This is a genomic window from Streptomyces sp. NPDC046215 (genome assembly GCF_040646215.1).
In the GTDB taxonomy this organism is placed as follows: domain Bacteria; phylum Actinomycetota; class Actinomycetes; order Streptomycetales; family Streptomycetaceae; genus Streptomyces; species Streptomyces stramineus.
Map to the genome: position 1 here is coordinate 1 of NZ_JBEYZW010000102.1, position 23916 is coordinate 23916.

Below are 23916 nucleotides of genomic sequence, written 5' to 3' on the forward strand. Positions count from 1 at the left end.
CCGGAAAGGGCGGGGGGAGCCCACACCGGCCGGGGGCGGGGGCTGATGCCCCGGCCACCGGCCGATCCATGTGCGCGATACTGGGATTGAACCAGTGACCTCTTCCGTGTCAGGGAAGCGCTCTCCCGCTGAGCTAATCGCGCGGGAGGGTCCGTGAAGACCCTGGTGGACGATACTGGGATTGAACCAGTGACCTCTTCCGTGTCAGGGAAGCGCTCTCCCGCTGAGCTAATCGTCCTCAGTGCAGCGTGCGCGATACTGGGATTGAACCAGTGACCTCTTCCGTGTCAGGGAAGCGCTCTCCCGCTGAGCTAATCGCGCGGGAAGGTCGGTGAAGACCCTGGTGGACGATACTGGGATTGAACCAGTGACCTCTTCCGTGTCAGGGAAGCGCTCTCCCGCTGAGCTAATCGTCCTTGGAGGTGGAGACGGGATTTGAACCCGTGTAGACGGCTTTGCAGGCCGTTGCCTCGCCTCTCGGCCACTCCACCAGGAGCGGGGGGTATCGGGAAGATCCCCCACAGCGAGCGGACGACGAGACTCGAACTCGCGACATCCACCTTGGCAAGGTGGTGCTCTACCAACTGAGCTACGTCCGCAGTGTCCGCCCGGTCCGCTTGCGCGTCCCGGCGACGTGTTGAACTCTAGCGGATTCCAGCGCCAGCTCAAATTCCGTTTCCGCAGCGTGCTGCACGGATTGTTCACCCCGGCCGCCCCACCCGGCCCCGCCATAGACTCGATGACGTGCACAGCTCCCCCCCGACGCTCCCCCCGATGGCCCGCTTCGGCGGCCTCCTCGCCACCGATCTGCGGGACGTGACCCGTGACCCGGCAGCCCTGGACTCCACGGGCTGGTGGGCCGTGGTCGCGGACTTCGAGGGAGACCTGCTGTGCGCCCGCTTCGGCGACGTCCGCGCCGCTCCCACGCCCGCGGCCGCCCCCGGCCGGTGGCGCGGCCCCGCCCCCGAGGACTGGGCCACCTCCCTGGACCGGGCCGCCTACACCGCGGGCGTACGGCGCATACGCGAGCACATCGCGGCCGGCGAGGTCTACCAGGCCAACCTCTGCCGCGTCCTCAGCGCGCCCCTGCCCGGCCCCGACGGCCCGGGCGGCCCCGCCGACATCGACGCCCTGACCGCGCTGCTGGCCCACGGGAACCCCGCCCCCTACGCCGGCACCGTCCGGCTGGCCGCCCACGGCGTGGAGGTCGCCACCGCCTCTCCCGAGCTCTACCTGCGCCGCACCGGCCGCACCGTGGAGTCCGGACCCATCAAGGGCACCGGCCGCACCGCCGAGGACCTGCTGGAGAAGGACCATGCCGAGAACGTCATGATCGTGGACCTCGTCCGCAACGACCTCGGGCGTGTCTGCGCCACCGGATCCGTGAGCGTCCCCGCACTCTGCGCGGTCGAACCCCATCCCGGCCTCGTCCACCTCGTCTCCACCGTGCGCGGCGAGCTCCCCGAGACCGCCGGCTGGGCGGAGCTCTTCGCCGCCACCTTCCCGCCCGGCTCGGTCACCGGCGCCCCCAAGGCCAGCGCCCTGGAGATCATCCGCACCCTGGAGACCGCCCCCCGCGGCCCCTACTGCGGCGGCGTCGGCTGGGTGGACGCCGACCGCGGCACCGGCGAACTGGCAGTGGGCATCCGCACCTTCTGGATCGACCGCACGACCCCCGCCGGGCCCGTCCTGCGCTTCGGCACCGGCGCCGGCATCACCTGGGGCTCCGACCCCGACCGCGAGTGGGCCGAGACGGAGCTCAAGGCATCCCGGCTCCTCGCGATAGCGTCGGGTCTCCATCAGCCGCTCGGAAGGACGACACGGTGACGATCTGGCTCAACGGCGCGCTGCGCGACGCCGACAGCGCTCACGTCTCGGTCTTCGACCACGGGATGACGGTCGGGGACGGCGTCTTCGAGACGCTCAAGACCACCCACGGCCGCCCCTTCGCCCTGACCCGGCACCTCGCGAGGCTGGCCGACTCCGCCCGCGGCCTCGGCCTCCCCGAGCCCGACCTCGACGAGGTCCGCCGGGCCTGCGCGGAGGTCCTCCAGGCCAACCCCATGCCGCTCGGCCGGCTGCGGATCACCTACACCGGCGGCATCTCCCCGCTCGGCTCGGACCGCGGCACCGGAGCCCCGACCCTCGTCGTCGCCCTCGGCACCGCCTCCCGCCGCCCCGACACCACCACCGCCGTCACCGTGCCCTGGACCCGCAACGAACGCGGCGCCCTGGCCGGCCTGAAGTCCACCTCCTACGGCGAGAACGTCGTCGCCCTGGCCAGGGCCCGGGAGCGGGGCGCCACCGAGGCCCTCTTCGCCAACACCGCCGGAGCGCTCTGCGAAGGCACCGGCAGCAACGTCTTCGTCGTCCTCGACGGAGAACTGCACACCCCGCCGCTGGCCTCCGGCTGCCTCGCCGGCATCACCCGCGCCCTCGTCGTGGAATGGACCGGCGCCAAGGAGACCGAGCTGCCCCTGGACGTCCTCGACCGCGCCGAGGAGATCTTCCTGACCTCCACCCTGCGCGACGTCCAGGCCCTGCACGCCGTCGACAGCCGCGAACTGCCCGGCGCGCCCGGCCCGGTGACCGCCAAGGCCGCCCGGATCTTCGAGGAGCAGTCGACGGCGGACATCGATCCGTAAACCCCGGGACACCCCGTGACGTACGGCCCGGGGACCGGTACAACTCGAACGTGACCACCACCCTGCGGCCCACCGCACCCGAGCAGCGCACCGCCGGCGGCGGCCGGTCCCGCACGTACGAGGTCTGCGTCAACAGCAGGCCCGTCGGCCGGATCGAACTCGCCACGGACGCCCGCTTCGGCCCCCGGGCCGGCCGGATCGTCCGGCTGGACATCGCCGAGGCGGACCGGCACCGCGGGCGGGGCACCGTCGCCGCCCTGGCCGCCGAGGAAGTGCTGCGCGGCTGGCGCTGCGAGCGGGTCGAGATCGCCGCCCCGGCCGACGCCCACGCGGCCCTCGCCCTGGCCACCGCGCTCGGCTACACCGAACGCAACCGCAACATGGCCAAGACCCTGACCGCCGCCCCCCGCCTGCCCGAGGGCTCTGAGGCGCGGCCGATGACCGAGGCCGAGTTCGCGGACTGGGAGGAGCGCGCCAAGGCCGGCTACGCCGACGACTGGGCCCGCCGGGGCGTCCCCGCCGAGCAGGCCCGCGCCAAGGCCGACGCCGACCACCGCGCCGCCCTCCCCGCCGGCCGGGCCACCCCGGGCGCCCTGCTGAGCGTCCTCACCCACCACGGCACCCCCGTGGGCACCCTCTGGGCCGCCCTGCGCGACCCGCGGGACGGGAGCCCCGGCGAGCCCGGCGCCTTCGTCCACGACGTCGAGGTCGGACCGGCGCACCGCGGCCGCGGCCACGGCCGGTCGCTGATGCTGCTGGCCGAGATCCAGGCCCTGGCCGCCGGGAGACGCGCCCTCGGCCTCAACGTCTTCGCGGGCAACACCCCCGCGCTGCGCCTGTACGAGTCCCTCGGCTACCGGCCGAGGACGTTCCACCTCTACAAGACGCTGCTCTGATCAGCCCAGGAGCCGGTCCGCGATCTCCTCGACACGCTCCCGCAGCCCCTCCTGGCCCTTGCCGCCGTCCAGCCGCTGCCCGTCGATGACGTACGTGGGGGTGCCCGTCACACCGATCGCCTTGCCCTCGGCCTGATCGGCGTCGACGATCAGCATGTGCCGGCCGTCGATCAGCGCGGTGTCCACCTCCTCGGTGTCCAGCCCGAGCTCGCCCGCCACCTCGACGAGCAGCTGCTCGCCCCGGGTGGCCAGCTCGGCCGTCCGGGCCAGCACGGCCTCGGCGTACGGCCACGCCTGCCCCTGCTCGGCGGCCTCCTCGGCCGCCTGCGCGGCGGCGTAGGCGTGCTTGTGCTTCTCCAGCGGAAAGTGCCGCAGCCGGATCTGAAGGCGGTCGCCGTAGCGGGCGCGCAGCTTCCGCAGGTCGTCGAGGGCGGCGTGGCAGTCGGGGCACTGCAGCTCGCACCAGACGTCGAGGGTGACGGAAGGGGCGGCCGGGTCGGTGGTGGTCTCGCTCATGGGACCAGTCTCCCAGCCCGCGCCGCCCGGCGGCCCGGTGGTCCCGGCTCGGCCTCAGGGATGAGCGCGCCCCGGGCGCACCCCCCAGATCTCCCTGAGCCCCGGCCCGATCGTGGCTCCGGCCGCCCGCGGCGGTGCACGATGGAAGAGAACCTCACCGAGCGCGAGCAGCAGGAGGAGCCCGATGCTGATCTCGACCATATGTGCCGCGGTGTCCGCGGCCGGCCTGGGCATCGCGGTGCTGACGGCCTACCGCAAGCGCTTCCTCACCGCGACCCGCATCGCCGCGTACGCCCTCGTCCCGATCGGCCTGGTGCTGACGGGCATCATGAAGTGGATCACCGACCTGGTGTTCAAGCCGGGGGTATGGCTGGGCTTCGGCGTGCTGGCCCTCTCCGCCGCCCTCTTCGCGACGACCAGAGCGGTGGAACGGCGCCGCGCCGGCCAGGAGGGCGTCCGCGCCGGCGCGGTCACGGGGCGCGACGCCGTGGCTCCGGCCGGCTCCGCTCCGTCACTGACCCCGGCCCGCACGACGGGCCGCCCGCAGGGCCGGGCCGGGGGAAAGAAAGCGGCCGGGGGCGAGGACTTCTCGGATATCGAGGCAATTCTCAAGAAGTACGGAATTTGACGCACTGATCACCGGGACCGGCGGCGCGACGGGGCGCCGGATTACCGGCGTCGAAGGGCACGCCGAAATCCGTTCACGCGTACTCTTTTCGTGAAATGACCGTTCCCGGTCATTCCGGCACGGTGGCGCCCTTTCGGCGGGCCCGGTACGCCGCGACGTGGAGCCGGTTCCCGCAGGTGCGCCCGTCGCAGTAGCGGCGCGAGCGGTTGCGGGAGAGGTCCACGAAGGCCCGCCCGCACCCGGGCGCCTCGCAGCGCCGCAGCCGCTCGCGCTCACCCGCCACGACGAGGAACGCCAGCGCCATGCCGCCGTCCGCCGCCAGGTGCTCGGCGAGCGAGGCGCCCGGCGCGAAGTAGTGCACGTGCCAGTCGTAGCCGTCGTGATCGGTCAGCCGCGGCGTGGTGCCGGCCTCGGCGACCATGGCGTTGAGCAGCTCCGCGACGGCCGCGGTGCTCTCCGCGGAGAAAGCCAGGGCGAAGCGCCCGCGCACGGCCCGCACGGCGGCCAGGTCCCGCTCCTGGAGGGTGTCGACGCCGCTGATGTCGTTGCGCTCCACATACCGGCCGAGCGCGGCGAGGTCCCGGAGCTCCTCCCGGAAACCGCCCCCCGCGTCCTCGGCGGCGGTGTTCACCAGATCCACCACGGCGTCGAGCGCGCACCGGGTGTCGTGGTTGATCAGCACGGTTCGTACGCTCCCTGGCCGGCGGGGGTTGGGGCGGCAAGTGTTCGATCGGGAGGACGACTCTAGCGGCTCACAGCGCGACGGCGCCGTCGTCCGCGGTGGATCCGCGGCGACGGCGCCGTAGTCGTGCCCTATGTGTGGGATGCGCACCCGACCCCCCGAGTGGGCGGGTGCGCCCGGAGCCGGCCCGGTCAGCCCGGCCCCGGCATCAGCTCTCCGCCAGGATGTGGGAGAGCTCGGTGTCGAGGTCGAAGTGACGGTGTTCGGTGCCCGGGGGCACCGCGGCGTCGGTCCGCTTCAGGAACGACTCCAGGGCTCGCGCCGGGGCCTCCAGCAGGGCTTCGCCCTCCGGAGAGCTCAGCGCGATGCAGACGACGCCCTGACCGTGGCTGCGGGACGGCCAGACACGGACGTCGCCGGTGCCGGTCGGCCGGTGCAGGCCCTCGGCGAGCAGGTCTCTGGCGAAGACCCACTCGACCGTTTCTTCGGCTCCGGTGTGGAAGGTGGCGTGCACGGCATACGGATCGGCCGTGTCGTACCGCAGACCTGCCGGTACAGGCAGTGAGGATTCGCTCGACACGACGAGGCGCAGGTGCAGCTCGCAGCTGACCGTGGTGTTCATAAGCGCCAGGGCCTTTCGCTCAGTGTGCGCTCGGGGATTCGCACGTCGGCGAAATCGACATGCCACCTACGGTGCCGTTGTAAACCCCTCTGACCGTTTTGAGGCTCTTCGGATACCTCGGACGGCCCAGTGCCGGCCCGGTGAATACCGCCATTTCAGTGAGTTCGGGTTCGGTCCGGTACGTTGGGGAGTATGAATGCGGAGAGTGACGGGCGGCGGCCGGACGCGACGGCGGCCCCCGACGGGGACGAGCGCGCCGGGACCGGCGGTCGGCGTGCGGCCGGGCGACAGGGCGAGGCGGGCGGTACGGGCGATACCGGCGGTACTGGCGGCACCGGTGGTGCTGCCGGCGTCGGCGGGACGCAGGGGCCTGGGGAGGCTCCCAGGGCGGCTGGGGCCGAGGGTGTCGACGGGGATGACATCACGGTGGCCGAGCCCGCCCTGGGATCCCGGGCGCCGCACTTCATCAAGCGGTCCCGCCCCCTGCACCTCAGCTGGCAGGTCGGCGTCTTCATCGTCGGCCTCGCCGTCGTCGGCGCGGGCATCGTCATGCTGCCCCTGCCCGGCCCCGGCTGGCTGGTGATCTTCGGCGGCATGGCGATCTGGGCGACCGAGTTCGTCTGGGCGCAGCTGGTGCTGCGCTGGACCAAGCGCAAGGTCACCGCGGCCGCCCAGCGCGCGATGGACCCCGCCGTGCGGCGGCGCAACATCATTCTCACCACGGTGGGGCTCGTGATCGTCGCCGTGCTCGTCGCCGTCTACGTGTGGAAGTTCGGCATGACCATGCCGTGGAAGGTGAGCCGCTGACCGCCGGCCGGCACAGGTTCGGGGCACCGTCTGACATGCGGTAATGTTTGCGGTGCGCCCGGGCGATTAGCTCAGCGGGAGAGCGCTTCGTTCACACCGAAGAGGTCACTGGTTCGATCCCAGTATCGCCCACACAGGACCGAGGGTCCGCAAGGTTCATTCCTTGCGGACCCTCGGTTTTTGCGTTCCCCGGGCCCGTGCCGATCCCGACGCGGCCCGCCCCTCCGCCGGCACCGCTTTCGCCGCGACCGCACGCTCGCACCCTCCCCGGACGCCGGCCGCGACCGCCCGGCAGCCGCCGGCGCTGCCTGGGCGACGCGCGCCGCCCGGCGGGGCCCGCGGGCCCCGCCCGGAGCGCGGCCCGGGAGGAATTTGATGGAGGGCCGCCACGGCCTGTATTGTTCAGTCCGTTCCCGGGGGAGACCCCGAGAAGAACTCGGGCGATTAGCTCAGTGGAAGAGCGCTTCGTTCACACCGAAGAGGTCACTGGTTCGAACCCAGTATCGCCCACCGAGAAGGCCGGTCCGTCAATCGACGGGTCGGCCTTGTGCGTTGCTCAGGCCGCGGCCGACAGCGCCGGACGCAGCGGCCACGCCGGGTCGCACGCCTCCTCCGATCCGTTCCGCGCGAACCACGCCTGCAGCCCGCGCGCCTGCGCCGCGTGCCACACCGCCTGCCGGGTGTGCAGCTCCGCCGGGCTCAGCCGTTCCAGCCGGTCCGCGAACCGGCGCCCCACCGCCCGTACGACCTCCATGGCGGCCAGCGCGTCCGCCGACGCCTCGTGCGCCCCCGCCAGCTCGACCCCGTACTGGGCACACAGGTCGGTCAGGGTGCGACGGCCCTTGCGGTACCGGTCGAGATGCTTGTCGAGCACCCACGGATCCAGCACGCACAGCGGCGCGCCCCCCAGATACTCGGCCAGGCTCGACGCGCGATGGCGCCGCAACTCACGGTCCAGCAGCGTCAGGTCGAACGGCGCGTTCATCACCACCAGGGGTATGTTCCGCGCCGCCTGCACGGCCAGCGCCCTCGCCACCTCCTCCATCACCGGCGCCGGCCACCGGCCGAACCGCTGTAGGTGATGCTCCGTCAGCCCGTGGACCGCCGTCGCCCCCTCCGGCACCGGAACCCCGGGGTCCACCAGCCAGCTCGTGACGATCGGACGGGCACCCGCCTGCGACTGCGTGACCAGCGCCGCCGACACGATCCGGTCGTTCTCCACATCGACCCCGGTGGTCTCGGTGTCGAAGGCGGCGAGTGGCCCATCGAACCAGCACATGTTTCCAACTCCTCGCGCTCGCCCCGGGATTGGCGTGAATTGGCCCTCCCGGCGAGGTGATACCCGGCAGAGCCGCAGCGCGAACCGCCATTGTTTGCAGTCGAGTTGCAAAGGAGACAACACAGTTGTACGGATCGAAGGCCCGATGAAGCCCGGAGGGATTCGGACATGGCGTTCCCGCGCCCCGAACCGGGCGGGCCGTCCCCCGCGAGCGGAACGCACCCCCACCCAGGGCGGACCGTGTCCCCGCGTGGCGCGCTCGCCACCACCGCCTGCATGGAAACGCTCCAGGTCGGCTACCTGCACGCCGTCGCCGCCGCGGCCGGCTGCACCCTGGCCCAGCCCTTCCCCGACTACGGCATCGACTGGCACGTCAGCCACACCGCCCCCGGCCACACCGTCGACGACGAAGTCACGATCAAGGTCCAGCTCAAGAGCACCTACCAGCTGGCCCCCCGCTCACCCACCCGGCCCGCCCTGGCCGGCTCCCACCCGCCCACCGCCGCCGCCCCGACGTTCTCCTTCACCCTCGACAACGACCACCTCACCAAACTCGCCCGCACCCCGGTGTCGGTGCACAAGATCCTCGTCGTGATGATCGTCCCGCGCGCCCGCGACGACTGGCTGCGCGCCGGCCACGACAGCCTCGAACTGCGGCACTGCTGCTACTGGACCAACCTCGCCGGGCACCCGGTGACCGGCAGGCGCAGGACCACCGTGCGCATCCCGACCACACGCGTCTTCGACGACCGCGCGCTCTGCGAGATCATGACGCGGGTCGGGTCGGGAGGGAGACCCTGATGCACCGCCCCACCGAACCCCACCCACCCGGCGACGGCGACGAGCCCACCCCGGCCGCTCACGGCCGCAACGGCCCGCCCGAGCCCACCGACCCCGCCGGCTCACTCGACCCCCTCGTCCTCGGCGCCCTCCTCGCCCGCCACGGCTGGCGACGGCGCGGCGGAACCCCCGGCGCCTACAGCCGCTGGACCCCGCCCGACGGCACGGACACCAGCCGCACCAGCCTTCTCGTCCCCGAGAGCCGCACCAACCCCGACAGCGCCGACCTGCTCGCCGAAGCTCTCACCGCCCTCGAACGCAGCCCCGCGCCCTCCGCCCGCGACGTCCTCCTCTCCCTGCGCGTCCCCGGAGACGAGATCCACTGGTGGCGGAACGTCCCCTCACCCGGCGTCCCGGCCGCGGCCTGGGCGGCACAGGAACGCCTGCGGGCCGGCGCCCGCGCCATGCTGCTCGCCGCGGCCCTCGCCGCCCACGGCCCGGCCGGCTACCACGGCGCCCGCCACCGCCGCCGCGCCGAGAGCGCCCTCGCCGGCCTCCTGGTCGGGCCCGCGCCCGACGGCCGCGAACTCACCGTCTTCCTGCCCGTCGGCCCCCACGGCAGGCCCGTGGCCACCGCACTGCTGCGCGCCCTGTACGCCGCCCGCGACGCCACCGACCTCCAGCGGGCCACCGGCGGCCCCGAAGCCTTCGCGTCGGCCGTCGAGGCAGGCGTCTGCCAGGAACTGACCGAGGCGATCAGCACCCTCGTCCGCGGCTCGGCGGGCCTGCGCGTCGCGCTCCACTGGTCCCCGGCCGCCGGCCCGCCCGAAGGGTTCGCCGCCCGCCCCGACCCCGTGGAGTTCACCCCCGGAGACCTCCCCGCCCTCCGCGAGGCCGGTGCCCGCTACATCCGCGACGAACCTTCGATGCCGGTGCGGCTCACCGGAGCCGTGGTGCGCATGCGCCGGGAGGAGCCCGGGGGAGCGGGGGTCGTGCAGCTCCGGGTCCTCGCCGGGGCGGAGGTCCCCCAGGTGCGGGCCGTGCTCGACGAGCACGACTACCGGCTCGCCGGCCACGCCCACCTGGTCGGCGTCCCGGTCCGGGTGCGCGGGCGGCTGGAGAGCCGCGGCGGCTTCCGCCGGCTGATCGACGCCTGCGGCATCACGCCCGTGGAGGTCGACGCGGGCGAACGGGACCGGCTGCTGAAGTCGCTCCACGCGAACCTGGACTTCTTCGGAGAGGCGTGCGGGGAGGGCTGACCGCCCGCCGGCCGGGGCCCGCGCGCACCCGGGGCAAACCGTTTCGCGACCTGGGGGTCGGGCTCGGTACGATTCAGGCGCGCAGCGTCCGCTGTCGCGAGCCCGATGTCAGGAGAGACCGGTGTCAGACGTCCGTGTGATCATCAATCGCGATTCCGAGCGGGAAGAGCGCGTGGTGACGACGGGTACTACGGCCGCCGATCTCTTCGCCGGCGAGCGCACCGTCGTCGCCGTGCGCATCGCGGGCGAGCTGAAGGACCTCTCGTACGCCGTCGCCGACGGCGAGGACATCGAGCCCGTCGAGATCTCCTCCAAGGACGGCCTGGACATCCTGCGCCACTCCACGGCGCACGTCATGGCGCAGGCAGTGCAGGAGCTCTTCCCCGAGGCCAAGCTGGGCATCGGCCCCCCGGTCAAGGACGGCTTCTACTACGACTTCGACGTCGAGAAGCCCTTCCACCCCGATGACCTCAAGGCCATCGAGAAGAAAATGCAGGAGATCCAGAAGCGGGGCCAGAAGTTCTCCCGCCGCGTGGTCACCGACGAGGCCGCCCGCGAGGAGCTCGCGAACGAGCCCTACAAGCTGGAGCTGATCGGCCTCAAGGGTGCCGCCTCGCACGAGGATGGCGCGGATGTCGAGGTGGGCGCCGGCGAGCTCACCATCTACGACAACCTGGACCCGAAGACCGGCGAGACCTGCTGGAGCGACCTCTGCCGTGGTCCGCACCTGCCGACCACCCGGTTCATCCCGGCGTTCAAGCTCATGCGCAACGCGGCCGCGTACTGGCGCGGCAGCGAGAAAAATCCGATGTTGCAGCGCATCTACGGCACCGCGTGGCCGACGAAGGACGAGCTGAAGGCGCACCTGGAGTTCCTCGCCGAGGCCGAGAAGCGCGACCACCGCCGCTTGGGCTCCGAGCTGGACCTCTTCTCCATCCCCGAGGAGATCGGTTCGGGTCTCGCGGTCTTCCACCCCAAGGGCGGCATCATCCGCCGGGTGATGGAGGACTACTCGCGCCGACGCCACGAGGAGAGCGGCTACGAGTTCGTCTACACGCCGCACGCGACCAAGGGCAAGCTCTTCGAGAAGTCCGGCCACCTGGACTGGTACGCCGACGGCATGTACCCCCCCATGCAGCTCGACGAGGGCACGGACTACTACCTCAAGCCCATGAACTGCCCGATGCACAACCTGATCTTCGACGCGCGCGGGCGGTCGTACCGTGAGCTGCCGTTGAGGTTGTTCGAGTTCGGCACCGTGTACCGGTACGAGAAGTCGGGCGTCGTGCACGGCCTGACCCGCGCCCGCGGCTTCACGCAGGACGACGCGCACATCTACTGCACTCGCGAGCAGATGGCGGACGAGCTCGACACGACGCTCACCTTCGTCCTGGACCTGCTCCGCGACTACGGTCTGACCGACTTCTACCTGGAGCTGTCCACCAAGGACGAGCAAAAGTTCGTCGGCTCCGACGAGAACTGGACCGAGGCTACCGAGACCCTGCGCAAGGTCGCGGAGAAGCAGGGCCTGGAGCTCGTCATGGACCCGGGCGGCGCGGCCTTCTACGGCCCGAAGATCTCGGTGCAGGCGCGGGACGCGATCGGCCGGACGTGGCAGATGTCGACGATCCAGTTGGACTTCAACCTTCCCGAGCGTTTCGACCTGGAGTACACCGGCGCCGACGGCACCAAGCAGCGCCCGGTCATGATCCACCGTGCGCTGTTCGGATCGATCGAGCGCTTCTTCGCCGTCCTGCTGGAGCACTACGCGGGCGCGTTCCCGGCGTGGCTGGCCCCGGTCCAGGCCGTCGGTATCCCGATCGGTGACGGGCACGTCGAGTACCTGCAGCAGTTCGCCGCCGAGGCGAAGAAGAAGGGTCTGCGCATCGAGGTCGACTCGTCCTCGGACCGGATGCAGAAAAAAATTCGCAACCACCAGAAGGCCAAGGTCCCGTTCATGGTCATCGTCGGCGACGACGACATGGCGGCCGGCACGGTGTCCTTCCGCTACCGGGACGGGTCGCAGGAGAACGGCATCGCCCGTGACGAGGCGATCGCCAAAATCGTTGACGTGGTAGAGCGTCGCGTCCAGGTGTGATGCCTTCCCCGCGCAGGCGGGGGTGAGCCGGACCCCGATAAGTTCGTCGGTTCCGACGAGAACAATTCTCCGCGCGAGCGGAGGTAGAGGGGGCGGCCCATAAGGGCCGCCCCCTCGGCGCATCCTCCCCCACTCGGGGAATATGCTGCTCACCATGACGACTGAGCCGGAGCAGCAGATCGGAGTCGGCGCACCGGACGCGTTCCAGCGCCTGTGGACGCCCCACCGCATGGCTTACATCCAAGGTGAGAACAAGCCGACCGGTCCGGGGGCCGACGACGGCTGCCCGTTCTGTTCGATCCCGGCCAAGTCCGACGAGGACGGCCTGATCATCGCTCGCGGTGAGCACGTCTATGCGGTGCTCAATCTTTACCCGTACAACGGTGGGCACCTCATGGTCGTCCCCTTCCGGCATGTCGCCGACTACACCGAGCTCGACGAGGCCGAGACCGCCGAGCTGGCCGACTTCACCAAGCGGGCCATGGCCGCCCTGCGCACCGCCTCCGGTGCCCACGGCTTCAACATCGGGATGAACCAGGGCACGGCCGCCGGGGCCGGTATCGCCGCGCACCTGCACCAGCACGTCGTGCCGCGCTGGGGCGGGGACACCAATTTCATGCCGGTCGTCGGTCACACCAAGGTGCTGCCCCAACTGCTCGCGGACACCCGCAAGATGCTCGCGGACGTCTGGCCTACCGCGTAAGGCGCTTCCGCCCTGGCGGGTCCGGGGGGACACGCGCCAGATAAAACGGGCAAATCCCCCCAAGTCTTAATAAAGAGAAGTTCTAATGGTCGGGTGACTTTCCTCGACCGCCGCACCGTGCTGCGCGCAGCCGCGGCCGGTGCCCTCGTCGGGCCGGGCGCCGTCGCGGGCTGCGGCCGGGCCGACGGGCCCGTGGGCGCCAAGGCCGCCGCGCCGTCCGGCCGGGCCGCCCCCACGACGGCGCCCGCCTCCCCGCTGCCCCCGCTCCCCGCGGGCCTGCCCGCGCAGATCGAGCACGGCCCGCGCACCGGTGACGGCGTGGCCCTGACCTTCCACGGCAACGGCGATCCCCGGACGGCCACCGATCAGCTGGCCGAGGCCGAGCGGGCGGGCGCGCGGCTGACCGTGCTGGCCGTCGGCGAATGGCTCGACGCACATCCGCGGCTGGCCCGGCGGATCCTCGACGGCGGGCACGAGCTGGGCAACCACACCATGCGGCACCTCGACATCTGCTCGATGGACGCGGCGGACGCCCGGGCCGAGATCACCGAGTGCGCGGACCGGTTGCGGCGGCTCACGGGCGGGATCGGCCGCTGGTTCCGGCCCTCGCGGGCGCGCTTCGCCACCGAGCAGGTGGCCGAGCTCGCACGCCGGGCCGGATATCCGCATGTCCTTTCGTACGACGTGGACTCTCTTGACTTCACCGACCCCGGAGCGGAGGAGGTCAGGCGTACCGTGATGGGCGCGGTGCGGCCCGGGTCGGTCGTGAGCCTGCACTTCGGGCACGCCGGCACGGTCGCTGCGCTGCCCGCGATCCTCGACGGCCTGCACCGCCGCGGTCTGCGCGCGGTGACGACAACGGAGCTGCTGACCCGATGATCCAGTCCTCACACCACCGCCCCTCCCGCTTCTCCCGCCGCCTCCGCCCGAGCACGGCCCGCCGGACCCTGCTGGCCGCCGCCGTGTGTGCCCTGCTGGCGTCCGGCTGCAGCGGCTCCGACGACTCCTCCGGCCGTCCCCCGGAGGGAGGCGGGCAGCCGAAGAAGGGCGCCGCAGCCCCGCCGGGACTGCCCGGGATGCCGCCGCTCCTCGACCAGAACGACCTGTACGCGGCCGACCGGCCGAACGCCCTGTCGCCGGTGGTGAAGGACTTCCCCTCCCGGGTGTACGTGCCCAACACCGAGTCCGACACGGTGAGCGTCATCGACCCCAAGACGTACAAGGTCATCGAGACCATCCCGGTGGGCCGGCAGCCGCAGCACGTGGTGCCGTCGTGGGACCTGAAGACGCTTTGGGTCAACAACGATCGCGGACACACCCTCACGCCCATCGATCCGGCCACGGGGAAGGCGGGCCGGACGGTCGACGTCCACGATCCGTACAACCTGTACTTCACCCCGGACGGGAAGTACGCGGTGGTGATGGCGTCGATGGACCGGGAGCTGGTCTTCCGGGACGCGCACACCATGAAGCGGAAGAAGACGGAACCGGTCACGTGCAAGGGCGTCAACCACGCGGACTTCTCGCCGGACGGGAAGTACTTCATCGTCTCCTGTGAGTTCTCCGGCGAGCTGCTGAAGGTCGACACGGCGAAGATGAAGGTCGTCGCCCAGCAGAAGCTGCCCTTCGAGGGCGCGATGCCGCAGGACGTGAAGATCTCCTCCGACGGGAAGACCTGGTACATCGCGGACATGATGGCCGACGGTGTGTGGGTGCTCAACGGGGACAAGTTCACCGAGCCCTGGCTGATGCCGACGGGCAAGGGCGCGCACGGCCTGTACGTCAGCCGGGACTCCAAGTCGATGTACATCTCCAACCGCGGTGAGGGCTCGGTGTCGGTGCTGGACCTGCCGTCCCGCAAGCTGGTGAAGAAGTGGGAGCTGCCGGACGGCGGCAGCCCGGACATGGGCGGGGTCTCGGCGGACGGCAAGGTGCTGTGGCTGTCGGGCCGCTACGACGCGGAGGTCTACGCGATCGACACCCGCGACGGGCACCAGATCGCCCGGATCCCGGTAGGGGAGGGGCCGCACGGTCTCGCGGTCTACCCGCAGCCGGGCCGGTACTCGCTGGGCCACACCGGAATCTTCCGGTGAGGCCCGGCGGGTGACGGCCGATCAGGCGTTGTAGATGTCAGCCTGACGCGGCGCGGGGTCCTGTACCGCGCCGCTCAGGAACATGGCGCGGTTGCCGAACCGCTCGGTGTCCACGCCGTTCTCCGCGAGGACGCGCAGGGCGGCCTGGTGCACCACGCGCAGGACGGGTGTGGTGGCGCGCAGGGCGTCGTCGGCCATGAAGCGGTGGCGCCAGGGCTTGTCCGCCCAGGCGTGGCGGAGGCCGAAGGGCTCGGGCAGGACGAGCTTGCCGCCCCAGTACTCCAGGAGCGGCGGGTACCAGGTGAGGGGGGCGCGGGCGGCGAGGCGGACGATCTCGCGGGGGGCGACGATGGGCAGTTTGCGGGTCCTGGTCTCCCAGAACTTCACGGTCTTGGTGGTGGTCTTGGTGCGGGCGGCGGGCTTGCCCATGAACAGGGAGTGCACGGGGCCCAGGGCGTGCCCGGTGACCTCGATCCGCAGGGTCTTGTGGAGGACGGTGACGGTGATGAGCAGGGTGATGACGAGCTGGCCGTCCCAGAGGACGAACTGGACGCCGAGGTAGTGCCGGCTGCCGGCGCCGAACTGCTGCTCGTTGCAGATCCTCTGGAGCTCCGCACCCCTTATCTCGAAGCCGCTGTCGCCCTCGGGGCGCGAGACGGCTCCGGCGCCCTCGCCGACGGGGGAGACCACCCAGTGTTCGACGGCGGGGGTGGTGAAGCCGCCGGTGTGCACGGGGCTGCGCTCGATGAGGCGCAGCTGGTCGTGGATGGCGCGGATGACGTCCCAGCTGCGGAAGGGGTTGATCTCTTTGTCGGGGTCGGCGGGGACGAGCTCCTCGGCGAGCTGCCAGCTGCCCCAGCGGGTGCCCATGCCGAGTATGCCCTTGGGGCCGGCGTAGAAGACGACGTTGCTGTGCTGTTCGGCGGCGAGGCGCTCCAGGGACTGGCGCAGCCGTTCGGCGGCGGTCTCGCCGGGGTTCTTGGGGACGGCTTCGGGGATCTTGGCGCCGATGCCGCCGCCGGAGAGCAGGCCCGTCCAGCGGTCGCGGAGGTCCTTGGCGGTGCGCTCGCAGATGACCTTGGCCCAGACGCCGCCGATGAGGGGGGCGATGATCGCGGCGCGGATGTAGAGGGCCCAGAATCCGTGGAGCGGCAGCTTGACCAGGAGGATGACCGCGAAGACGCCGAGGGCGGCGACGAGGGCCATGCCGAGGGCGCCGGTGCGCTTGTCCTTGGCTCCGGCGAGCATGCGGCGGATCTGGAAGGCGCCGAGGTAGAGCAGGACACCGGGGAGGAAGAGGATGCCGCAGACGGCCATGATGCCGGTGAGCTGGATGTCGCGCTGTTTGCGGATGCGGCTGGCGGCGAGGCAGTGCTCGACGACGGGCTGGGGGTCGAGGCCGAAGGACTGGATGAGGGGTTTGCGGCCGGCGCCGAGGACTCTCAGCTGTACGGCGCGGGAGAACGCCTCGCCCAGGTTGGGCTCGAAGAGCGCTATGCGGGGCTTCTTGACCTCGGAGGTGGCCCAGTCGGAGTTGGCCTTGAGGAGGTCCTCCACCGGTCCGTCCCGGTAGGCGGCCGAGGCCAGGGCCTGGGTCGCCGCGGTCTGTCCGGAGGAGCCCGAGAGCGGGATCTGCGCGCCCGGGCTGAAGTCGAACGGGTCCCCTGCCACTACTGCCCCCAATGTCGCGCATGCCAGAGACTGCGGCCTGGATGCGACGTCTGCTTCCGATGGCCGCCGTGCCATACGTGTTGGTCCGCGCGTCCAGCGTATCCGGGTGGGGTGCCGGCTGTCGCAGGAGATCGCAAAGCCGCCCGTCCCCGATGAGTTGGGACGGGCGGCTTGCGAACTATGCGCCGTTCGTGAGTAGTTCGCGGACGCGGTCGGCGACCTGAGGGGGCATCGGTTCGTGGCGCGCGTAGGCGCGGCGGAACCGCCCGGTGCCGTGCGAGAGGGAGCGCAGGTCCACCGCGTACCGGTCGATCTCGATTTCCGGGACCTCGGCGCGCACGAGGGTCCGGCCGGCCCCCGACTGCTCGGTGCCCACCACCCGGCCGCGCCGCCCGGACAGGTCGCTCATCACCGGGCCGACGTAGTCGTCGGGCACCTCGATCTCCATCTCGGCGACGGGTTCGAGGAGGTGGATGCGGGCCTCGGCGGCGGCTTCGCGCAGGGCGAGGGCGCCCGCGGTCTGGAAGGCGGCGTCGGAGGAGTCCACCGAGTGGGCCTTGCCGTCGAGGAGGGTGATCCGCACGTCGACCAGCGGGTGCCCGGCGGCGACCCCGCGCGCGGCCTGGGCCCGTACGCCCTTCTCCACGGAGGGGATGAACTGCCGGGGCACCGCGCCGCCCACGACCTTGTCCACGAACTCGATGCCGGAGCCGCCGGGCAGCGGCTCGACCTCGATCTCGCAGATCGCGTACTGGCCGTGGCCGCCGGACTGCTTGACGTGCCGGCCGCGCCCGGTGGCCCGGGAGCCGAAGGTCTCGCGCAGGGACACCCGGTAGGGCACGGCGTCGACGCGCACGCCGTAGCGGGCGCGCAGCCGTTCCAGGGCCACGTCCCGGTGGGCCTCGCCCAGGCACCACAGGACGACCTGGTGGGTGTGCGGGTTGTGCTCCAGGCGCATCGTCGGGTCCTCGGCCACCAGCCGGGCCAGGCCCTGCGACAGCTTGTCCTCGTCGGCCTTGCTGTGGGCCTCGATGGCGACGGGCAGCAGCGGGTCGGGCATCCGCCAGGGCTCCATCAGGAGCGGTTCGCCCTTCGCGGAGAGGGTGTCGCCCGTCTCGGCGCGGCCGAGCTTGGCGACGCAGGCGATGTCCCCGGCGATGGCCCGGCCCAGCTGCCGCTGGTGCTTGCCGAAGGGGGAGGAGAGCGCGCCGACCCGCTCGTCCACGTCGTGGTCCTCGTGGCCGCGGTCTTCGAGGCCGTGCCCGGAGACGTGCACGGTCTCGTCCGGGCGCAGGGTGCCGGAGAAGACGCGGACCAGGGAGATCCGGCCGACGTAGGGGTCGGAGGAGGTCTTGACGACCTCCGCGGCGAGCGGCCCGGAGGGGTCGCAGGCGAGGGCCGGCCGGGGGCGCCCGTCGGGGGTGGTGACGGCCGGGGCCTCGCGCTCCAGGGGGGTGGGGAAGCCGCCGGTGATCAGCTCCAGCAGTTCGACGGTGCCCAGGCCCTGCTTGGCGCCCTCCGTCGCCGGGGCGGCGGCCAGGACGGGGTGGAAGCTGCCGCGCGCCACGGCCCGCTCCAGATCCTCGACGAGGGTCTTGACGTCGATGTCCTCGCCGCTGAGGTAGCGGTCCATCAGGGTCTCGTCCTCGCTCTCGGCGATGATCCCCTCGATGAGCCGGTTCCTGGCCTCCTCGATCTGCGGCAGCTGCTCGGGGCCGGGCGCGGCCTCGGTGCGCTCGCCGGTGGAGTAGTCGAAGACGCGCTGCGTCAGCAGGCCGGTCAGGCCGGCGACGGGGCGGTGCCCGTCGGAGCCCGCGGGGCCGTACAGGGGCAGGTAGAGCGGCAGCACCCCGTCGGGGGAGTCGCCGCCGAAGACCGTGCGGCACGTCTCGGTCATTTCCTCGAAATCCGCGCGGGCCGCCTCCAGATGGGTGATCACGATGGCGCGGGGCATGCCGACCGCCGCGCACTCCTCCCACACCATGCGGGTGGCGCCGGCGATGCCCGCGGCGTCCTGGGCGGCCGAGACGACGAAAAGGGCCGCGTCCGCCGCCCGCAGACCGGCCCGGAGCTCCCCGACGAAGTCGGCGTAGCCCGGGGTGTCCAAGAGATTGATCTTGATGCCGGCCCATTCCACCGGGACCAGCGACAGCTGCACGGAGCGCTGCTGCCGGTGTTCCATCTCGTCGTAGTCCGACAGCGACGCGCCGTCCTCGACCCGGCCCGCCCGGTTGACCGCGCCGGTGGCCAGCGCCAGCGCCTCCACCAGGGTCGTCTTCCCGGATCCGCTGTGGCCGACCAGCACCACGTTGCGCACGTGGCTCGGCCGGTCGGCCGAAACTGCTCTGCCCGCGGCCCCTGGGTATGTGCCCGTCTTCTCGCCCATGTGTGCCCGCCTCCCGGTCGACACCTGCGGTCCTTCGAGCTTTCCACTGCGGTCACGCTGCGTCCATACGTCGCACACGCAGGCGTACATCCGCCGGGCGGTGGGCCGTCCGGGTGGCACGGCGGGGCGGCGGCCGGCCGGGGAGCGCCCGCGCTGTGTCGCCGGTCACGGAAGATGCGGTGGTCAAGGGCGCCGACGGGCGTTGCGAGCGGTGCGCGCGCGGCGGGCCCCGGGTGCGTGACTACGATGGGCCAGCCGGTGGCCCCTTGACCACGCGGCCCGTCACGACCCTTCGGGAAGGCCATGCTGAACAAGTACGCGCGTGCGTTCTTCACGCGTGTTCTCACGCCGTTCGCCGCCCTGCTCATCCGCCTGGGCGTCAGCCCCGACGCGGTGACCCTCATCGGTACCGGCGGTGTGATGGCGGGCGCGCTGGTCTTCTACCCCCAGGGAGAGTTCTTCTGGGGCACCGTCGTCATCACGCTCTTCGTCTTCTCCGACCTGGTCGACGGCAACATGGCCCGGCAGCTGGGCCGGTCCAGCCGCTGGGGCGCGTTCCTGGACTCCACGCTCGACCGGGTCGCCGACGCGGCGATCTTCGGCGGGCTGGCCCTCTGGTACGCCGGGGGCGGGGACAGCATCGCCCTGTGCGCGGTGACGATCTTCTGCCTCGCCAGCGGCCAGGTGGTCTCGTACACCAAGGCCCGGGGCGAGAGCATCGGCCTGCCGGTCAACGTCAACGGCCTGGTCGAGCGCGCCGAGCGGCTGGTGATCTCCCTGGTCGCGTGCGGTTTCTCCGGGCTGCACAAGTTCGGCGTCCCGCACATCGACATCCTGCTGCCCGTCGCCCTGTGGGTGGTGGCCGCCGGTAGCCTCGTCACCCTGATCCAGCGGGTGGTCACCGTGCGCCGTGAGGCCGCCGAGGCGGATGCCCAGCCGGTGGCCGGAGGCGGGAACGAGTGAGGGACAAGCTGACCGACGCCCTGTACGGGCTCGGCTGGGCGACGGTCAAGAAACTCCCCGAACCCGTCGCCGTGCGGCTCGGAACGCGGATCGCCGACATCGCCTGGAAGCGGCGCGGCGCCGGCGTCCTGCGCCTGGAGGCCAACCTCTCCCGGGTGCTGCCCGACGCGGACCCCGAGCGGCTGGCCCGGCTCTCCCGGCTGGGCATGCGCTCCTACATGCGCTACTGGATGGAGTCCTTCCGGCTGCCCGGCTGGAGCCGGGACCGCATCCGGGCCGGATTCTCCGGCCAGGACATGCACCACCTGGAGGAGGCGCTGGCCGGCGGGCGCGGCGTCGTGCTCGCTCTGCCCCACATGGGCAACTACGACCTCGCCGGGGCCTGGGTCACCACCGCGCTCGGGGTGCCCTTCACCACCGTCGCCGAGCGGCTGAAGCCCGAGACGCTCTACGACCGGTTCGTGGCCTACCGCGAGGGGCTCGGCATGGAGGTCCTGCCGCACGCGGGGGGCAGCGCCTTCGGGACGCTGGCCCGCCGGCTGCGGTCGGGCGGCCTGGTCTGCCTGGTGGCCGACCGTGACATGTCCTCCTCCGGTGTCGAGGTCACCTTCTTCGGCGAGACGGCGAAGATGCCCGCGGGGCCCGCGATGCTCGCGGTGCAGACCGGCGCGGTGCTGCTGCCCGTCACGCTCTGGTTCGACAGTTCGCCGGTGATGCGGGGCCGGGTGTACGCGCCGATCGAGGTGCCCGGGAGCGGCACCCGGGCCGAGAAGGCGGCGGCCATGACCCAGCAGCTGGCCGACGCGTTCGCCTCGGGCATTGCCGAGCACCCGCAGGACTGGCACATGCTCCAGCGCCTGTGGCTCGCCGACCTCGCGCCGCGCACGGGCTCCCCCGCGACGGCACGGAAGGAGACGCCTTGAGGATCGGGATCGTCTGTCCGTACTCCTGGGACGTCCCCGGCGGGGTGCAGTTCCACATCCGGGACCTGGCCGAGCACCTCATCCGGCAGGGCCACGAGGTGTCGGTGCTCGCCCCGGCGGACGACGAGACGCCGCTGCCGCCGTTCGTCGTCTCGGCCGGGCGGGCCGTGCCCGTCCCGTACAACGGCTCCGTCGCGCGGCTGAACTTCGGGTTCCTCTCGGCCGCCCGGGTCCGGCGCTGGCTCCACGACAACGACTTCGACGTGATCCACATCCACGAGCCCACCTCGCCGTCCCTGGGCCTGCTGGCCTGCTGGGCCGCGCAGGGCCCGATCGTGGCGACCTTCCACACCTCCAACCCCCGCTCCCGGGCCATGATCGCCGCCTATCCGATCCTCCAGCCGGCCCTGGAGAAGATCAGCGCGCGGATCGCGGTGAGCGAGTACGCCCGCCGGACGCTGGTCGAGCACCTGGGCGGCGACGCCGTCGTCATCCCCAACGGGGTCGACGTGGGCTTCTTCGCCCGCGCCGAACCCCGCAAGGAGTGGCAGGGCACCCCCGGCAGCGGCACCATCGGCTTCATCGGCCGCATCGACGAGCCGCGCAAGGGCCTGCCCGTCCTGATGCGGGCCCTGCCGAAGATCCTCGCCGAGCGCCCCGGCACCCGGCTGCTGGTCGCCGGGCGCGGCGACGAGGAGGAGGCCGTCGCGAGCCTGCCCGCCGCGATGCGGGACCGCGTGGAGTTCCTCGGCATGGTCAGCGACGAGGACAAGGCGCGGCTGCTGCGCAGCGTCGACGTGTACGTGGCGCCCAACACCGGCGGCGAGTCGTTCGGCATCATCCTCGTCGAGGCGCTGTCGGCGGGGGCCCCCGTGCTCGCCAGCGACCTGGACGCCTTCACGCAGGTCCTCGACCAGGGCGCGGCGGGCGAGCTCTTCGCCAACGAGGACGCGGACGCGCTGGCCGCGGCGGCCCTGCGGCTGCTGGGCGACCCCGCGCACCGGGCCGCGCTGAGCGAGCGCGGCTCCGCGCACGTGCGCCGCTTCGACTGGTCGCGCGTGGGAGCGGACATCCTGGCCGTCTACGAGACGGTGACAGCGGGCGCGGCCTCGGTGGCGACCGACGAACGCACGGGTCTGCGGGCCCGGTTCGGGCTGGCACGGGACTGACGGCGGGATCCGGGCGCCGCCGGGAGATCCAGCCCGTCCGGCGTTTGAGGACCGGGGTCCGGGGCGGAGCCCCGGGAACGGACCGCTGCCCCACCGGCGTACTCACCGCGCGGAGCGCCCCCGGCGGCGAGCGGTAACGTGGCGCGGCGTGACCACACTGATCTGGATCGTCGCCGCACTCGTCGTCATCGGCGTCTACCTGAGCTGGACCGCGGGCCGCCTGGACCGGCTGCACACCCGGATCGACGCCGCCCGGGCCGCGCTGGACGCCCAGCTGCTGCGGCGCGCCTCGGTGGCCCAGGAGCTCGCCACCGCCGGGGTCCTCGATCCGGCGGCCTCCATCGTGCTGTACCAGGCCGCGCACGCCGCCCGGCAGGCGGAGGAGGAGCACCGCGAGGTCGCCGAGAGCGAGCTCAGCCAGGCCCTGCGGGCCGTCTTCGGGGAGCTGCCGCAGATCGAGGCGGTGCGGGAGGCGCCCGGCGGCGAGGAGTCGCTGCGGGAGCTGCGGGAGGCCGTCCGCAGGGTGCCGATGGCCCGGCGCTTTCACAACGACGCGGTGCGCGCGGCGCGGGCCGTGCGGACGCACCGCGTCGTGCGCTGGTTCCGCCTGGCGGGCCACGCCCCCTTCCCGCTCGCGGTCGAGATGGACGACGAGCCGCCCGCCTCCCTGGGCGACCGGACAGGCCACTGACCTCGGATTGGCTCTTTTTACGGGCCGCGGCCGACGGTTTGTATGAGAGGGCAGCATCACCGCCCTTGATAGTGAGGTCACCACGTGTCCAGCACGACCCCCAGCTCCAGCTCCCCCGAGACCGGCACCGCGCGCGTCAAGCGCGGCATGGCCGAGCAGCTCAAGGGCGGCGTGATCATGGACGTCGTCAACGCCGAGCAGGCGAAGATCGCCGAGGACGCGGGCGCCGTCGCGGTCATGGCGCTGGAGCGGGTTCCGGCCGACATCCGCAAGGACGGCGGCGTGGCCCGGATGTCCGACCCGAACATGATCGAAGAGATCATCGGCGCGGTCTCCATCCCGGTCATGGCCAAGTCCCGCATCGGCCACTTCGTCGAGGCCCAGGTCCTGCAGTCCCTCGGCGTCGACTACATCGACGAGTCCGAGGTCCTCACCCCGGCCGACGAGGTCAACCACAGCGACAAGTGGGCGTTCACCACCCCCTTCGTCTGCGGTGCCACCAACCTGGGCGAGGCCCTGCGCCGCATCGCCGAGGGCGCGGCCATGATCCGCTCCAAGGGCGAGGCCGGCACCGGCAACGTCGTCGAGGCCGTCCGGCACCTGCGCCAGATCAAGAACGAGATCGCCCGCCTGCGCGGTTACGACAACAACGAGCTCTTCGCCGCGGCCAAGGAGCTGCGCGCCCCGTACGAGCTCGTCAAGGAGGTCGCCGAGCTCGGCAAGCTCCCCGTGGTCCTCTTCTCCGCCGGTGGCGTCGCCACCCCCGCCGACGCCGCGCTGATGCGCCAGCTCGGTGCCGAGGGCGTCTTCGTCGGCTCCGGCATCTTCAAGTCCGGCGACCCGGCCAAGCGCGCCGCCGCCATCGTGAAGGCCACCACCTTCTTCGACGACCCGAAGATCATCGCGGACGCCTCCCGCAACCTGGGCGAGGCCATGGTCGGCATCAACTGCGACACCCTGCCCGAGGCGGAGCGCTACGCCAACCGCGGCTGGTAATCCCGTTGTCCCCGGCGGTGGGGGGGGGCGGGGGGGGGGGCCCCCCCCCCCCGGGGGGGGTGGGTGGGAGACCCCCCGCAAAAAACACCCCCCCACAGCCCGATAAACC

General features: G+C 72.1%; 22 protein-coding genes and 8 tRNA genes. 18 read left to right on the top strand and 12 right to left on the bottom strand.

Going from position 1 to position 23916, the window contains the following annotated elements:
• Nucleotides 1-71: 71 nt before the first annotated feature.
• The 6 genes from ABZ951_RS29530 to ABZ951_RS29555 form a co-directional block, all read right to left on the bottom strand.
• A tRNA-Val gene (locus ABZ951_RS29530) sits at nucleotides 72-143 on the bottom strand.
• A gap of 20 nt (nucleotides 144-163) precedes the next feature.
• A tRNA-Val gene (locus ABZ951_RS29535) sits at nucleotides 164-238 on the bottom strand.
• Nucleotides 239-249: 11 nt separating this feature from the next.
• Nucleotides 250-321: transfer RNA gene (locus tag ABZ951_RS29540), tRNA-Val, on the bottom strand.
• A 20-nt stretch (nucleotides 322-341) separates the two neighbouring features.
• Nucleotides 342-416 (bottom strand) — tRNA-Val (locus ABZ951_RS29545).
• Nucleotide 417: 1 nt separating this feature from the next.
• Nucleotides 418-491 (bottom strand) — tRNA-Cys (locus tag ABZ951_RS29550).
• A gap of 35 nt (nucleotides 492-526) precedes the next feature.
• Nucleotides 527-599 (bottom strand) — tRNA-Gly (locus tag ABZ951_RS29555).
• 175 nt (nucleotides 600-774) lie between these two features.
• On the opposite strand from ABZ951_RS29555, the gene ABZ951_RS29560 reads away from it, so the two are divergent.
• Genes ABZ951_RS29560 through ABZ951_RS29570 form a run of 3 tightly spaced genes read left to right on the top strand, consistent with a single transcriptional unit; the run spans nucleotide 775 to nucleotide 3541 of the window.
• A complete protein-coding gene (locus ABZ951_RS29560) occupies nucleotides 775-1827 on the top strand; it encodes a chorismate-binding protein (protein WP_344090334.1) in 1053 nt (350 codons plus the stop codon).
• The gene (locus ABZ951_RS29565; protein WP_344090200.1) at nucleotides 1824-2645 is read left to right on the top strand and encodes an aminodeoxychorismate lyase; all 822 of its coding nucleotides are present in this window, start codon (nucleotides 1824-1826) and stop codon (nucleotides 2643-2645) included. Before ABZ951_RS29560 ends, ABZ951_RS29565 begins: the two co-directional genes overlap by 4 nt.
• Before the next feature lie 50 nt (nucleotides 2646-2695).
• Nucleotides 2696-3541, top strand: coding sequence for a GNAT family N-acetyltransferase (locus ABZ951_RS29570; protein ID WP_344090202.1), 846 nt, complete (start codon nucleotides 2696-2698; stop codon nucleotides 3539-3541).
• Here ABZ951_RS29570 and ABZ951_RS29575 read toward each other — a convergent pair whose 3' ends face one another.
• Nucleotides 3542-4057, bottom strand: a complete 516-nt coding sequence (locus ABZ951_RS29575) for a DsbA family protein (protein WP_344090205.1) — start codon at nucleotides 4055-4057, stop codon at nucleotides 3542-3544.
• A 184-nt stretch (nucleotides 4058-4241) separates the two neighbouring features.
• On the opposite strand from ABZ951_RS29575, the gene ABZ951_RS29580 reads away from it, so the two are divergent.
• Nucleotides 4242-4685 carry a hypothetical protein gene (locus tag ABZ951_RS29580; protein WP_344090207.1) on the top strand — a complete coding sequence of 148 codons (444 nt, stop codon included), beginning with the start codon at nucleotides 4242-4244 and terminating at the stop codon, nucleotides 4683-4685.
• Nucleotides 4686-4794: 109 nt separating this feature from the next.
• Here ABZ951_RS29580 and ABZ951_RS29585 read toward each other — a convergent pair whose 3' ends face one another.
• Both ABZ951_RS29585 and ABZ951_RS29590 read right to left on the bottom strand, forming a co-directional pair.
• On the bottom strand, nucleotides 4795-5367 hold the full coding sequence (locus ABZ951_RS29585) for a CGNR zinc finger domain-containing protein (RefSeq protein WP_344090209.1): 573 nt from the start codon (nucleotides 5365-5367) through the stop codon (nucleotides 4795-4797).
• A 208-nt stretch (nucleotides 5368-5575) separates the two neighbouring features.
• Nucleotides 5576-5989, bottom strand: a complete 414-nt coding sequence (locus ABZ951_RS29590) for an SsgA family sporulation/cell division regulator (protein WP_003959770.1) — start codon at nucleotides 5987-5989, stop codon at nucleotides 5576-5578.
• A gap of 420 nt (nucleotides 5990-6409) precedes the next feature.
• On the opposite strand from ABZ951_RS29590, the gene ABZ951_RS29595 reads away from it, so the two are divergent.
• The 3 genes from ABZ951_RS29595 to ABZ951_RS29605 all read left to right on the top strand — a co-directional run bounded on the left by ABZ951_RS29595 (nucleotide 6410) and on the right by ABZ951_RS29605 (nucleotide 7306).
• On the top strand, nucleotides 6410-6796 hold the full coding sequence (locus ABZ951_RS29595; RefSeq protein WP_344090336.1) for a TIGR02611 family protein: 387 nt from the start codon (nucleotides 6410-6412) through the stop codon (nucleotides 6794-6796).
• A 60-nt stretch (nucleotides 6797-6856) separates the two neighbouring features.
• Nucleotides 6857-6928, top strand: a tRNA-Val gene (locus ABZ951_RS29600).
• Nucleotides 6929-7234: 306 nt separating this feature from the next.
• Nucleotides 7235-7306, top strand: a tRNA-Val gene (locus ABZ951_RS29605).
• A gap of 46 nt (nucleotides 7307-7352) precedes the next feature.
• On the opposite strand, the gene ABZ951_RS29610 is transcribed toward ABZ951_RS29605, so the two are convergent.
• Nucleotides 7353-8075, bottom strand: a complete 723-nt coding sequence (locus ABZ951_RS29610; protein WP_344090212.1) for a 3'-5' exonuclease — start codon at nucleotides 8073-8075, stop codon at nucleotides 7353-7355.
• A 168-nt stretch (nucleotides 8076-8243) separates the two neighbouring features.
• On the opposite strand from ABZ951_RS29610, the gene ABZ951_RS29615 reads away from it, so the two are divergent.
• The 6 genes from ABZ951_RS29615 to ABZ951_RS29640 all read left to right on the top strand — a co-directional run bounded on the left by ABZ951_RS29615 (nucleotide 8244) and on the right by ABZ951_RS29640 (nucleotide 15008).
• On the top strand, nucleotides 8244-8876 hold the full coding sequence (locus tag ABZ951_RS29615; protein WP_344090214.1) for a DUF4365 domain-containing protein: 633 nt from the start codon (nucleotides 8244-8246) through the stop codon (nucleotides 8874-8876).
• Nucleotides 8876-10114: a hypothetical protein gene (locus tag ABZ951_RS29620; RefSeq protein ID WP_361281152.1), complete on the top strand. Its 1239-nt coding sequence runs from the start codon at nucleotides 8876-8878 to the stop codon at nucleotides 10112-10114. The genes ABZ951_RS29615 and ABZ951_RS29620 overlap by 1 nt, the downstream gene beginning before the upstream one ends.
• Nucleotides 10115-10235: 121 nt before the next feature.
• Entirely contained in the window at nucleotides 10236-12212 is a 1977-nt protein-coding gene (gene thrS, locus ABZ951_RS29625) for a threonine--tRNA ligase (protein ID WP_344090218.1), read from the top strand.
• Nucleotides 12213-12354: 142 nt separating this feature from the next.
• Nucleotides 12355-12915 (top strand): HIT domain-containing protein, encoded by a 561-nt coding sequence (locus ABZ951_RS29630; RefSeq protein WP_344090220.1) that lies wholly within the window; start codon nucleotides 12355-12357, stop codon nucleotides 12913-12915.
• Between the two features lie 93 nt (nucleotides 12916-13008).
• Nucleotides 13009-13794 carry a polysaccharide deacetylase family protein gene (locus ABZ951_RS29635; protein WP_361281155.1) on the top strand — a complete coding sequence of 262 codons (786 nt, stop codon included), beginning with the start codon at nucleotides 13009-13011 and terminating at the stop codon, nucleotides 13792-13794.
• A complete protein-coding gene (locus ABZ951_RS29640) occupies nucleotides 13791-15008 on the top strand; it encodes a YncE family protein (protein WP_344090222.1) in 1218 nt (405 codons plus the stop codon). Before ABZ951_RS29635 ends, ABZ951_RS29640 begins: the two co-directional genes overlap by 4 nt.
• Nucleotides 15009-15029: 21 nt before the next feature.
• Here ABZ951_RS29640 and ABZ951_RS29645 read toward each other — a convergent pair whose 3' ends face one another.
• Both ABZ951_RS29645 and ABZ951_RS29650 read right to left on the bottom strand, forming a co-directional pair.
• The gene (locus ABZ951_RS29645) at nucleotides 15030-16679 is read right to left on the bottom strand and encodes a hypothetical protein (RefSeq protein ID WP_344090224.1); all 1650 of its coding nucleotides are present in this window, start codon (nucleotides 16677-16679) and stop codon (nucleotides 15030-15032) included.
• 178 nt (nucleotides 16680-16857) lie between these two features.
• Nucleotides 16858-19065, bottom strand: coding sequence for an elongation factor G-like protein EF-G2 (locus ABZ951_RS29650; RefSeq protein ID WP_344090226.1), 2208 nt, complete (start codon nucleotides 19063-19065; stop codon nucleotides 16858-16860).
• Nucleotides 19066-19368: 303 nt separating this feature from the next.
• Here ABZ951_RS29650 and pgsA point away from each other — a divergent pair, with 303 nt between their 5' ends.
• The 5 genes from pgsA (at nucleotide 19369) to pdxS (ending at nucleotide 23807) form a co-directional block, all read left to right on the top strand.
• Nucleotides 19369-20028 carry a phosphatidylinositol phosphate synthase gene (gene pgsA / locus ABZ951_RS29655; RefSeq protein ID WP_344090228.1) on the top strand — a complete coding sequence of 220 codons (660 nt, stop codon included), beginning with the start codon at nucleotides 19369-19371 and terminating at the stop codon, nucleotides 20026-20028.
• Nucleotides 20025-20951 (top strand): phosphatidylinositol mannoside acyltransferase, encoded by a 927-nt coding sequence (locus tag ABZ951_RS29660; protein WP_344090230.1) that lies wholly within the window; start codon nucleotides 20025-20027, stop codon nucleotides 20949-20951. Before pgsA ends, ABZ951_RS29660 begins: the two co-directional genes overlap by 4 nt.
• On the top strand, nucleotides 20948-22120 hold the full coding sequence (locus tag ABZ951_RS29665) for a glycosyltransferase family 4 protein (RefSeq protein WP_344090232.1): 1173 nt from the start codon (nucleotides 20948-20950) through the stop codon (nucleotides 22118-22120). The genes ABZ951_RS29660 and ABZ951_RS29665 overlap by 4 nt, the downstream gene beginning before the upstream one ends.
• A 148-nt stretch (nucleotides 22121-22268) precedes the next feature.
• Nucleotides 22269-22811 (top strand): hypothetical protein, encoded by a 543-nt coding sequence (locus tag ABZ951_RS29670; protein ID WP_344090235.1) that lies wholly within the window; start codon nucleotides 22269-22271, stop codon nucleotides 22809-22811.
• Nucleotides 22812-22895: 84 nt separating this feature from the next.
• Nucleotides 22896-23807, top strand: a complete 912-nt coding sequence (gene pdxS, locus ABZ951_RS29675; RefSeq protein ID WP_344090238.1) for a pyridoxal 5'-phosphate synthase lyase subunit PdxS — start codon at nucleotides 22896-22898, stop codon at nucleotides 23805-23807.
• Nucleotides 23808-23916 lie beyond the last annotated feature (109 nt).

Excerpts from the sequence above, each read along its gene's own strand:
- ABZ951_RS29560 (WP_344090334.1), top strand. The coding sequence starts at position 775 with ATGGCCCGCTTCGGCGGCCTCCTCGCCACCGATCTGCGGGACGTGACC.
- ABZ951_RS29630 (WP_344090220.1), top strand. The coding sequence starts at position 12,355 with ATGCTGCTCACCATGACGACTGAGCCGGAGCAGCAGATCGGAGTCGGC.
- ABZ951_RS29620 (WP_361281152.1), top strand. The coding sequence starts at position 8,876 with ATGCACCGCCCCACCGAACCCCACCCACCCGGCGACGGCGACGAGCCC.
- ABZ951_RS29575 (WP_344090205.1), bottom strand. The coding sequence starts at position 4,057 with ATGAGCGAGACCACCACCGACCCGGCCGCCCCTTCCGTCACCCTCGAC.
- ABZ951_RS29590 (WP_003959770.1), bottom strand. The coding sequence starts at position 5,989 with ATGAACACCACGGTCAGCTGCGAGCTGCACCTGCGCCTCGTCGTGTCG.
- ABZ951_RS29610 (WP_344090212.1), bottom strand. The coding sequence starts at position 8,075 with ATGTGCTGGTTCGATGGGCCACTCGCCGCCTTCGACACCGAGACCACC.
- ABZ951_RS29580 (WP_344090207.1), top strand. The coding sequence starts at position 4,242 with ATGCTGATCTCGACCATATGTGCCGCGGTGTCCGCGGCCGGCCTGGGC.
- ABZ951_RS29640 (WP_344090222.1), top strand. The coding sequence starts at position 13,791 with ATGATCCAGTCCTCACACCACCGCCCCTCCCGCTTCTCCCGCCGCCTC.
- ABZ951_RS29615 (WP_344090214.1), top strand. The coding sequence starts at position 8,244 with ATGGCGTTCCCGCGCCCCGAACCGGGCGGGCCGTCCCCCGCGAGCGGA.
- pgsA (WP_344090228.1), top strand. The coding sequence starts at position 19,369 with ATGCTGAACAAGTACGCGCGTGCGTTCTTCACGCGTGTTCTCACGCCG.
- ABZ951_RS29650 (WP_344090226.1), bottom strand. The coding sequence starts at position 19,065 with ATGGGCGAGAAGACGGGCACATACCCAGGGGCCGCGGGCAGAGCAGTT.